This window comes from Bradyrhizobium sp. B120, from assembly GCF_049075665.1.
Classification (GTDB): domain Bacteria; phylum Pseudomonadota; class Alphaproteobacteria; order Rhizobiales; family Xanthobacteraceae; genus Bradyrhizobium.
On the sequence record NZ_CP185242.1, the window covers coordinates 6,094,875 to 6,107,468 of the forward strand.

2 protein-coding genes are annotated in these 12,594 nt (G+C 66.5%); both read right to left on the reverse strand.

Features of this window, described 5'->3' with window-relative positions; all coding sequences use genetic code 11:
• Window positions 1–118: 118 nt before the first annotated feature.
• Window positions 119–11,458 (reverse strand): filamentous haemagglutinin family protein, encoded by an 11,340-nt coding sequence (locus ACOIX3_RS28405; RefSeq protein ID WP_420965293.1) that lies wholly within the window; start codon window positions 11,456–11,458, stop codon window positions 119–121.
• 128 nt (window positions 11,459–11,586) lie between these two features.
• Window positions 11,587–12,573 (reverse strand): FecR family protein, encoded by a 987-nt coding sequence (locus ACOIX3_RS28410; RefSeq protein ID WP_420965294.1) that lies wholly within the window; start codon window positions 12,571–12,573, stop codon window positions 11,587–11,589.
• Window positions 12,574–12,594: the final 21 nt, after the last annotated feature.

Sequence of the window (12,594 nt, forward strand, 5' to 3'; positions counted from 1 at the left end):
GGAGCTTCACAGTCGTAGCGGCGGAGTTGTCGGCAGCGCGCGACCGCGCACGCGGCTGCCTGAGTCGCAGGTCCGCTACATCGCGAACCTGCGCCACGGCCCTGCGCATCCGTTGTCGCTACCGCGACGAGAGGCGCTGCCTTTCGTCATCGGTCAGCTGCTGCGCCTGCTCAGCCGTCAGCGCACCGCTGCCGACCACGCGAAACATGCTGTTCGGATCATAGCTCTGCCGCTCGCTGCCGCCGCGGCGCTGGTCATTGTCGCCGGGCTCCGGCGTGCCGTCGCCTCCGCCATAGCCGAGCACTTCGACAATAATGACCGAGGGCTGTCCGGTATTGGCTGCCGGTGCCGCCGCGGTCGGTTGCTGGGCCGCGCCCGCGGTGTTGTTCGCCGCGGTCAACGCGCCCACCGGCGGCCCCTGCACCACCGGCACGCCGACCGACGTGCCCTGCACCTGGATATTGGCGATGTTGAGTACCTGCAGCGCTTGGAGGGTGAGATTACCCGACACGCGGATGCCGGCCTCGCCGGCATCGATCGTGCCGTGCGGCGCGAACAGGTCGACGTTACCAGGGGGAACGCCGGGCACGCCAATCAGGGTTGCGATGCCGGCGCCGGTTTGCGGCGTGTTCGGCGTTTTGGTCGCGCCGCCGTACTGATCGTAGACCACCAAAGGCGGCGATGTCACGATCGAGGTCTGCTTGCCCTTGCCGGCGTTGAGGTCGCCGTTGGTCGAGAACATCAGGATGTCGCCGCCGAGTTCGGTGAAGACGCGCGACTGCGCCACCACGACGCTCCGATCGGTGAAGAGTTTGATGTCGCCGCCTTCGAGCGTCAGCAGGCCGGGGCGCGCGGTGTCGGTCTGCCCGGTCAGGTCGGGCGTCTGGTTTTCGATGCCGAGCGACACGCCGCCGCCGGGCGCCAGGATGTTGATGCTGCCACCCTGCTCGGTGCGGATGCGTGCGAGCTGGAACAGCGAAAGGCTGCCGGCATAGGCCGTGGTGGTGCCACCGATCACGCTGCCCGGGAACAGGGTCTGGATCGCCCGGTAGGCCCGATCGTAACCCTTGCCGCCTGCACCATGACCAGTGGCAGCGGCTTCGCCGCCCGCCCTGAGCTCGGCGAAATACACCTGCTCGATGAACGGCAATTGTGCGGCCGGGGCGAGGTTGCGGAAATCGGCCAGCGCCTGGTCGCGGCTGAGGGTGATGCCCTCGATCCCGCTCATGTAGCTGGTGAGTTGCGCCAGATAGCCTTGCGTCGTCGCATCCGTGTTCCGCGGATCGAAATAGAGGTTGATGAAGGCCGCGTTATCGGGACCGTTGGCACCGGTGCCGACCGCGATGCCGATCGAGGCACCCGTCGCGGGCAGCAACGGATTGTCGGCGTTGCCGACCGACGTGATGCCAAGCCCCTGCGAGTGATACGCGCCCATCTGCGCAACGATGTCGCGACCTGCGAGGACCGATAGTGAGCCCGGCCCCTCCACACGAATGTTGAAGAAGTCCGGGTAGGCCAGGCTGCACGGCTGGCAGCTGACGATGTCGCGCCCGGCCTGCACCAGCGAGACGTCGCCGAGCCCGGCGTTCTCGATATTGATGATCGGCTGGACGATATCGAGGCCGGCGCGCACCTGCGCGCGCTCCGATGTCGCCAGCGCGAGCTTGGTCAGGCTTCCCTGGACCGCATAGACATGCACGGTATGCGGATTGTTGAACTGCACCAGGTTCGAAGGCAGCGACAGCGGGCCACCAAACATATCGTAGGGAGACGGATTGAAGAATGTGCTCGCATAGTCACTGCCTGCCGGCGCCGATGCGCCGTTGACCTGAGACAGCAGATCGGCCGCCGTCATGCTGACGCCAAAGCCGACGATGTCCTGCTGAGCCAGCAGATCGAGGCGGGCCGTCGGCGCAGCCAGTGCAGCCAGATAATGGAAATTCGTGCCGCTTTGCGTAATTTCGCCGGCGCGGATCGAGCCACCGGCCGCGGCCAATTCGAAGATCGGTGGCGCAAAATCACCATGCACCGTGATGTCGCAGCCGGCCGTGAATTCGGTCAGGGCGCTGCCAGCGGTCATGCTGGTGAAGAAGCCATAGGGCGCTGCCGGGGTGTAGTAAAATGTGGGCGGCCCATTTCCCTCCAGACCGGCCGGGACATGATAGCCGCCGCTGCTCGATGGATCGGGTTGCTGCGTCATCCGTGTCGGATCGCCGACGATCGCGTTGATTCCCCGGCGGGACACCACGTTGAACTGAGCGTCGCCGATCAGCAGATCCACGCGCGCGATTGTCAGAGAAGAAGTGTCCAGCGGCGCCATCCCGACCTCGCCGGCCTGAATGTCGGCCGTCCCCCGCCCGACCAGCAGATTGGCGTAGTTGATACCGCCCCCGACGATCAGCGAGAGATTGCCGCCGCCGTACACCGACAACGCACCGCTGCCGGTCAAACCGCCGGTGGTCGGCAGGCTGATGTCGACGGCCTTCAGGTCACCATCGACTGCGACCCGGACGTTACCACCTCCCAACGCACCGAGCCCCTTGAACGCGGCCACTGATGGAAACGAATCGCTCGCGTAATCGAGATAGGGTTGATAGTAGGTGCCGAAGTTAATGAACCAAGTCGGACTGGCAGCCGCCGGTTCGGTCCATAGCCAATAGGTGTCGGGCGCAGAGGCCGCGTAGCTCTTCACACCATTATTGCTCGTATCCGCGCCGATCAGGCTGCCATGCGCCTTGACCGTGAGATTGCCGCCGCCGCTCGAATAGCTGGCGTTGAATGCGAGGGGATACAGCGAGTCGTACGCCTTCAGATTAAAGTCCGCATCGTAAGTATATCCGAGATAGTTGTCGTAGGTGTACGTGTAGGCAGACATGATCAGGGCGCGCTGTGCCGGCGTGAAATTCGGCGTTACGGGCTCCCCCGCGGTATAAATGCCGAACGCGGTCTGGATGTCGATATTTCCCGCCGCAGCGAGCTCGAGGTCGCGCGCGCCGGTGCGGACCACGCTCGGAATCTGGACGACGATGCCGCTGTCATTGACATTGGCGTCAATCAGGTAGGGTGCCGCGAACACGATCGAGCCTGGCTCGGGATTGGCCGCCGTGGCCGCGGGACGCAGCACGGCCGGCACGACCGCCAGCGGATCGGCACCGGCGAGATCCGCGCCAGCTACCAGCCGCAGCGTCGCTGATCCGGAGCCCGCCGGCAGCGGCGCCGCGATGGCGAAGATGCTGCCGTCCGGCGAGCTGACCGGCGCGGCAAAGCCGTCACTGATGCTACCATTGATCAGCAGGTTTCCGGCCGCACGCAACGTCAGCACCATCGGCTCACCGTTGTAGCGGTAGGTGTGCAGATCGATTCCGGAATTGGCGCTGGACGGATTTTGCAGCAGCTGGAGGTCGCCGCTGCTGCGTAGCTCGATGCCAGGCATCAGGTGGAAGGCGGTGACGGAGGTACCAGTCAGCGTGCCGATGCCCGTCTTGATCGTGGCCGCGGCGATGAAGGCCTGTGCGTCGGCATCGGACGTCGCCAGATTGGCGTCGACATAGGGCGTGCCGGTGACGTCATAGACCTTGACCGCCTCGACAACGATCTCGCGCGCGCCGGCGACACGGACCCCGTTGTTGCCGATCCGTACGCCAGTGGAGCCGTGACTGTCCGGCGCCGTCCGCGGTGTCCGCAGCCACACCTGACCGCCATTGTTGCTGATGATGCCACCATTATCTACGATTTGAGGACCGCTTCCCGCGACATTGATCGCGGAGCCGGCGTCGAACGTCAGCATACCCGAGCTGTTGCCGGCCAGACCGAGAAACACCGTACCGCCCTTGGCCGCGGTGGTGCCGGCATTGAGCGTCGCCTGCGCGCCCAGCTCCAGATTGTTGCCGGCGATCAGGCGGATGGTCGCATCGCTGCCGCCGCTCGCATCGATCAGGCCGGCAACGGTGATGCTGCCGCTGCTCGCGACCAGCTCGACGTTGCGCGCGGTGATGTTGCCGACATTGATGTCGCCGGTCGCCAGCGTCAGCGCCTGCTCGCCCGAGAACCCCGCGATGCTGCCGAGCAGCGCACCAGCGTCACCCGACTTGAGCATGAGGACCGCCTTGCCGCCGGCGTAGCGCGGATCGGCACTCGCCAGCAGCTGCCCGTCGAGATGGGCGGTCCCGTTCGGCGCGACGATGGTGAGCGTCCCCGCGTTGCTACCCTGGTCGGAATCCACGACATTGAGCATCGGCAGCGTCACCGAGCCGAGCCGGCCGCCGCGCAGATCGACCACCGCTCCGGAAGCAACGGCGACATCGCCGTTCACGGTCTGCAGCGTGACGCCGCCGGCCGGCGCAATCCGCACCACGTCGAAGAACGGCGTCACCGCGCCGGCAACATTGGTGACCGACCCGGCCTGGAGCGTGATGCCGTTCTGCGCGGTGAAGGTGATCGCGCCGGATGGCAGGTCGATGGTGGTGCCCTGGACGATGCTCTGCGCCGAGACCGAGAGCGTCGCGCCGTTGGAGTTAAAGCCCGGCTGCACGGCGCCGCCCGGCCGCGCGGCGAAGCTGACCGTGCCGGCATTGGCGACGAGCTGTGTCAGCGCGCCGGCCTGCGCCGTCACCAGGGGTGCCGCGATCGTCAGACCACCGCTGACGCTGAAGGTGCCCGGCATCACCTGGCCGGGGGCGTAGGACACCGTGCCGATTTTTTGCATCGTCCCCGCAGCGATCGGGCCCGCATAGGCGACGCCGCCGATCACCCGCTCGGACGCCGACAGCGTGACGGTGTTGAAGCCACCGAAGGCAAGATTGCCGCCGCCGCCCAGCGTCAGCTGCGTCGCATCGATCTCGAAGGCGCCTTGCCCGATTCCCGTCGCAGCGGCGCCCGTTGCGCCGCCGTTCAGCGTGATCGTGTCGGCGCGGAGCCTGACGCTGTCTGTGGCGGCACCAAATCCATTGACCACGGGCGCGCTCAACGTCAGCCCGGCGAGCAGGGGCTGGCCGGTCGCCGGATCCAGATCACCGAGATCGACCGAGCCGTAGACGTTGATCGCCGTGGACGCCGACAGCATCAGAGTGCCGGTCGCCGGCAGATGACGCAGCGGATCACCTTCGGACAGCTGCGCGAGCAGGCCGGCGCTCAGGTTGAAGCCCGAGGCGCCTCCGGTGCCGAAATTGATCACCGGCACGCTGACCATGACGGTCGGCGCGGCAAGGCGGGCGGAGGGATCCATGCTGATCGTGTTCGAGGCGCTCAACGCCAGTACGCTGCCGCCAAAGATTTGCGCACCCGCGCCGATGCTCAGCTTGCTCGCGCCGCCGCTCCCGGTCGGCAACGTGACCGGCAGCACTGGTGCGTTGGACGCCAGCACGAATGCGCCCGCCCCCCCTCCGCCGACACGCGCGAGCGCGATCGATCCCAGGGTCTTGCCGGTGTTCGGATCGCTCGGGAACAGGGTGGAGATCGCGCCGAACGAGGTCGTGTCGATCTGCGCACCGGCGCCGATCGTGATCGCCTTGCTCGCCGTCAGCATGATTTCGGGTGCGGTCAGCACCGCCCCACTGTCGATCTGGAGCTGCTGCGCCGCCGGCGTGATGGTCAGCACGTTGCCGTTCAGGTTGCGCGTACCGCCGATCAGAATGCTCTGCGCGCCGATGCTGTCGAGCGCACTGGCCTGCAGCCCGGTCATGCCCGGCGCTGCGGTGCCCCCCGGCGCAAGGATTTCGAGATTCGAAGCCACGATATCGGCCTGCCCGCCGCGGCCGCCCGCCGGAGCCGTGAAGTCGCCGAACCCGCCGGTGACCGGCAACGACAGGCTGTTGGTCGCACTGATGACAAGTTGTCCCGCATCGAGCGGCAGATAGGGCGCCGCGATGCCGCTTGCAGCTGCCTTTGCCGCATAGAACTGATTGGCCGTGGTTTCGGCATATTGCGACTGCCGGCGGACGACCGCTCCCGGCGTGACGATGTAGGCCGAGGGCAGCGAATCGCGGAAGCCCGTATTGGCGACCTCGCCGTAGCCGATCACACGGTAGGAGCCGTCACGCAGTGCAAAGTTCCGAAGCCCGGTGGCGGAGGTCTGATTGTCCGCCACGGTGACCTTGTAAGCGCCGGGCAACAACGCGTAGTGCCCCGGCAGCAAGGTATAGCTGCCAGCCGGCAGCCCCGGAATTCCGCTCAGATAGACTTGCTGACCGACCTGCAGCGCAACTGGCGCTGACGTCGTCTGCGCCGGATCGCTGAGCTGCATCTGCGGATCGCGCGGCGCATAGTGATTGCCGAGGCTCGGCAGGACCGCGAACGTCTGGGTGCCGTCGAGCGTATCGACCGACCCGCCAGCGCCGCTGACGAACTGCGCGCCATAGAGATCGCCGCCGCCGGACTCGTCGATGCGCGCAGTGGCGGCCCCACCGGACGCACCCGAAACCGTCAACGCCCGGCCGTAGAACGAGATCGTCTTGGCCGATGGCGCGCTGATCGTGTTCGGCGTGCCGCTATTGTCGTAGCCGTAGATCCAGTCGGTGTTGCCGAGCGGCGCGCCATACGGGATCAGCGTGCCGGCCGCCGACACCGACGTGATGCTTCCCGGGAGCAGGTTGATCGCGCGCGTGCTGGCGGGATTGTTCGGGTCTCCGAAGGTGATCTGCCCGAGCGGCGCCAACAGGGCGCCACCCTGATTGATGGTCGGGGCGATGATCTGCACGGCTCCGCCCGCTGACAGCGGCATGTAGGGCACCTGGCCGTTGCTGGCAAAGCTGACCACGCCGTTGGGCCCGGTCGCCTGGATCAGGAACACACTGCTCGCATTGCTTGCGTATGCATTGCTGACCGGCGCGCTGCTGATCGGGTAGATTTCCGTCCCCGTGAACGTCACGTCACCGGCCGTTGCCAGCGTGGTCGGCTTGAGGCCGTAAGAGGGTGAAGTCCTCGATACCGGCACCAGGCGGATGTCGCCCAGGCTGTTGAACGACATGCTGGCGAAGCCAGGCAGCGACACCGCCTGCCGAACCGGCGTGCTGAAATCGATGAAGCTGGTGACATAACTGTAGCTCGCACCGCTGCGCAGCGTGCCCTCGATGTCGATCAGGTCGGCATCGACCGCGAGGCGCGCCGTACCGGCCATGGGCACCGCGCTGTAGCTGCCGAGAGGGACGTAGCTGCTGCTGGAATATTCATTGATGTTGCGCTGACCGCCGCCGATGTCGACATAGGGCGCGCTGAGCCGGACGGTCGCGCCCGGCGTCGCGCTGATGTTGCTGGCGTTGATGGTCAGGCTGCGCGCCGCGGCAAGGTTGACGTTGCCGTTGAACACCAGGGCATCGACTGCGCCGAGCGACACCGACGCGAAGCCGCCGCTGGAGATCTGATCGGCGCCGATGAAGATATCTCCGAGCAAGCTGCCTGGGACCGCCTGCCCCTGCGACAGACCAGTCGTCATCAGCGGCGCCGCCTGGCTCACGATCGTCTGGAAGACCGGCTGCACGAACTTCGAGACCCCGGTGTTATCAGCGACATTGCTCCCGATCACCTGATCGATCGTCAGGCTGCCGCCCACAGCGCCGGCCCCACCGGCCTGCGCCTTCATGGTGGCGTCGAACAGCAGACCGAGCGATGCCCGGATCGCGATGCTGCCGCCCGGGGTCGCAACTTGTGTCTGGATCAGACCGGATCGACCAGCGACCTGGAGTATCGTTCCCGACGTCCCCGACACATCAATGATCGCTCCGGCTTGCGCCGCGACGACACCGAGCGGTTGCTCACCATAAGGCTGGGTGGCCGAATAGGGGTAGTAGAGCGAGGGCTGAGCGTCCTGATTGATGTTGACCTGACCGCCGCCGAGCACAGTGTTGACCGGGTGCCCGGATGCATCCAGCGTCGATGTGACGAGGCCGGGCGCCAGCAACCGGGCGTCCGCTCCGATCCAGAGCGTCTGCGTGGCAGCATAGGACGGCCCGTTGTTGGGCGGCACGCCAACCGGCGATCCGACCGCGACCCAGGTTCCGGTCGTGCCGATCAGATCGAGATTGATGGTTCCGGCGGGCGCACTGATCGTGCCGTCGACCGTCAGTTGATGGCGTGCGTGCAGAGATATCGTCGCCTGGGGATCGGCATTGATCAGGGCGCCCCGCTGAACGTCGAGATTGCCGTTGAAGGCGTCGATCGCGCTGAGGACGAGGTTGACCGGCGCCGGCCGCAGATACGAGGGTAGCATCTGCACCGTCGCGACATCAGCGACATCGCTGCCGGTCGGTGCCGAAAAAGCCTGCGGATTCGGAACCAGATTGACCCCATGCAGCTCGAGATCGGTGCCGCCTGCGACCGTCAGGTTCTGGTAGCTGTAGAGGGCGTACTGGCTGAAGCCGCCGCTGGCAATGAAGCCCGGCGACAGCCGCATCACGCTGGCGGGATCGACCGGCGTGAGGTTGCTGGTGCCGTCGGCGTTGATGCTGCTGATCGTGCGCAGCGGAAGGATGGCGTCTCCGCCGATCTGGATCACGGGCGTGGCGATGCCGAGCATGCCGCCACGGGTGAAGCCGTAGGACCGCAGCACACCGTCGAGATAGACCCGGCCCGGATAGGTCTGCGCGACCGTGGTCGAATTGTGCAGCGTCGCTCCGAAGCCGTCGGCGATCAGCGTGATGTTGCCACCCGTTCCGACCGGCAGGCCGTTGCTGGTCTTGATCCGGCCCGTGCTCTGCATCCAGCCGCCGCTCGACGCGTCGATCACCGCCCCGTCATCGATCCGAACGCTGCCGTAGGCGATCAGCTTGACGTTGCCGCCGTTGTAGAGCGCAGGCGGGGTATCGCTGCCGCCGGTGCGATCGTTGACCCACAGGCCGCGCGTATCGATCACACTGCCCGGATGCAGTTCGATGTCGCCGGTGAAGACAGTCGTTCCCTGCAGCGCCGCGTTGACGGTTACCGAGCCGGCACGCGCCACCAGTTGGCCGTCGATCGAAATTCCCCCGCCAGCGAAGGCGACGTTCGAGTTCAAGGTGATCGAGCCGCCGGCGGCAACCTGAAGCTTGGCGCCGCCCACGATGCTGATGGCGGGAGATACCGTACCGCTGACCGGATCGATCACACCGCCGCGCGCATTGATGGTGATGCTGCCATAGTTCGCCTGGTTGAGCAGATCGGCCGACAGATAGACGGTCTGCTGCCAGGACGGCGGCAGCGGCGACGTCACACTCGCGAGATCCGGCGGCGCAACTGACGGCGCGATGATGCTCGCATCGGACGCCGCGACGGTGAGCGCGGCGCCGGCCGGAAGCGTGTTGGCGGACCGCTGATAGGGCCCGTTGGTTGTCGCCGCAACAACCGAGGCATCGACCTCTGCTGCGCTCGCAATCACGGTCAGGGCGCCGGCGGCGCGTCCTTCGAGATAGGCGGGCTGGTACACCTGACTGGGGATCAGTGGATTGGCGTAAAATTCGGTGACATTCCAGTGAGCGTGATTGACCGTGAAGCCGACCCCGATCGAGGTATAGGTCAGGTCGGCAGGGGCCTGATTTGCGCTGTAGATCCTGCCGTCCGAACCGACCAGCCAGGTGACCGGCACATAGCCGGCCTGATGCGCGAGCGAGCCGCCGGCAATATCGATCAGCGCACCAGGTCGCAGGATGGCATCGCCCGTGGAGTAGGCGATCACCGAACCGCCCGTGGTCAGGCGCTGGTCGATCGGACGCGCGACCTGCCCGAGCCATCCCGACACCTCGAGCAGCCCGCTTGCGGTGTAGACCCGATCCGACGCCACAGGGTCGAGATCGTGCACGTTCACCCACACGTTCTTGCTGGACAGGATGCCGCCGCGTTGCAATGGCGAGTCGCGCAGCTCGTTGGCGCGCACGTTCACCTGCACCACATCGCTTGACGCCGCGACCGGCACGCCCTGCAGCCCCGAAACGTCGATCAGGGAACCTGCGTCGACAAAAACCCGCGCCCCGTCGCGGTTGTAGTTCGTGTTGATCTTGGCGGAGGGATTGTCCTGCAGATAGAGCTGGTCTCCGTAGCTCGATGCTTCAAGCGCAACGCGTCCGGACGGCGCGATGATCGCAGCGCCCGGCTGCATGTTGACGAAGCCGCCCTCGACCGTAATCCGCGACTGGGCCTGCGGCTGGGTGTCCATCGCGGTCAGACCGTCTTCCTCGGGAAGTACCGCGGTGAGGCTGCCACGCGCGAGTTGCACCGCACCGGTCTGCGTCGACACCGCGTAGTGCGAGGTGCTGTCGTAGCCGAACATCCCCTCCAGTCCCTGCTGCGCGGACAACAGGATCGAACCGGCCTGGTTGACCGAGGTGGTCGCCACCAGCACGCCGGACTGCTGCAGATTCATGCCGACCAGCGTGACGTTTCCGGTCGGCGCCGCGATGAGGCCGGTGTTGCTGACCGTGCCGCCATTGAGCACATTCAACATCAGGCCCTGCTGGCTCGTGCTGCCGCTTGTCGTGACATAAACCGACGTGCCGGCGGCGAGCGCAGCCTGGCCGCCTGGCGTGACGATGCTGCCGCTGTTCTGCACATTGGCGCCGAACAGGAAGACGTTCCCGCCTCCCGTGGTGACGGATGCGGGCGCTGCCGTGACGATCACGGCACCAGCCTCGACGATGATGTTGCCGGTCGGGCCGCCGCTGCTGGCGAAGATCGGCGCCTGCAGGTTGCCTGCATTGTCGAACGGCGAGCGATTGAGCAAGGCGGTCTTGAATTGCTGATCGGTGATATTGAGTGTCGACGCCACCAGCGAGCCAACATTGATCTGGCTTGCGCCGCCGAAAATGATGCCGCTCTGGTTGATCAGAAGCACCTTGCCGTCAGCCTTGATGTTGCCGAGGATCTGGCTCGGCCCGACATTGCCGATCACGCGATTGAGCGCGACCCAGTTGCTGTTGCCCTGCTGGTTGAAGACGACGTCGGTCCGGGCGCCGACATTGAAGCTCTGCCAGTTGAGGATTGCCTGCGGCGCGGTCTGGGTGATGCCGACGCTGGTGCGTCCGTTGACGCTCACCTGGGTCGGAAGATTGGCGCCCGACCAGAGGCTCGATCCGGGCGCGGCGCCCGGCGCAACCTGGAGCCCACCCGGCGCCAGACCATCGGGCACCACCAGCTGCGGCAGCGTCCGCGACGTGCCCGAGGCCTGTGCGGCGCTGCGCGCGGCCGCCTGTGCCGCCTGCATGGCCTGGATCGCCTGCGCCGCCCGCGCCAATGAACCTGAGCTTTGGGCAGCCGCGTCTGCCGCCTGCTGGGCCGCAGCGCTCGCGGCATCGGCCGCGTAACGCGGCGCCGCGACCGTCCAGGCGCCGCTCATCGGTCTCGCACTCGCAGGATACGCAGCGAGCAACAATGTCACCAGGCTGGTGCCGGCCATCAACCCGCCGCGAGACACCCGGCGCGACGCCCGCAACGGCGCACTGGCGGCCAATTCGCCGCGTGCACGGGGATGATGGGTGGCTTGAATTCGAACCGGCATGACACGTCCTTCCAGCGAACACCGCAGAGGTCACACCAGCGTGACGGGAAGCCACGCCGAAAACCGCAAGGGACTTTTGTGAAAGTTTCGTGTCGCCGCAGAGCGGCCGGAAGATCGTCAGATCGCGCTCAGCTCAGCAGCACAATCCCGCCAGGCAGCAACCGCACACGCGCATCGAACGCCTGCTGGATCTGGGTCAGGACCTCGTCCATCCGATCGATCCGAAAGCGGCCACTGACGGGCAACCGTGCGATCGCGGCATTGACGATGAAGATGCGGCCAGGCCGGTAGCGGTTGATCTCCTCGACCGCATCGGATAGCGGCGTGAAGCGAAACAGCAGGAAGCCGCGCTGCCAGGCAGAGGCGGCTTCGATATCTGCAGCGGCAAGTGTCTCCCCGCGCGCGTCGTAGCGCAGTTGCTGCCCCTCCTTCATGGCGATCGCCTGGGCACCACCCTGGACCTGCAGCTCGCCCTTGAGGCAGGTCACGCAGACCGGCTGCTCGCCGCCAGCCGGCACATAGCGCACGTCGAACTGCGCCTTGTCGGCGAGAATCCATCGGTCGGCCGCGCGTACGCCAAAGCTGCGCCCGGACGTGGCGAACGCCGCCTCGCCGGAGAGCAACTCGATCCGTGCCGCGCCGGGATCGGCGGGCCGAAGCGCAATGCTGGTCTGCACGTTCATCTGGATCGAAACATCGCCCGGCAACGCCACGTGGCGCTGCTCGCCGGTGCCGGTCCGGTAGTCGGCCGCGAACTCCGACCAGGACGGCCACAGACCGAGCGGCGGCCGCGCAAGCGCATAGACGCTCGCCGCCGCGGCCGCGGTCGCGAGCCCGCCGCCAAGCAACGCACGGCGATTGAGCGGGCGCGAAGCGCTCGGCAACTGTCCGGTCATCATTGCCGCCCGCACATTGCGGCCGGCCGGCGCAAGGTCTCGCCACAGGCGGCTCGCGGCGGCGAAAGCGGCGCCATGGTCTGCGCTCTGGGCACACCAGCGCCGCAGCGCCTCGGCGTCAGCCGCGGTGGCCTGTCCGGAGGTGAGATGCCGGACCCAGCCCACCGCTTCCCGCTTGAGCGGATCAAATTCCATGTCGTCCTTATCCATCGCGCTCATGGTCGGCGTCCGCCCCGTGCC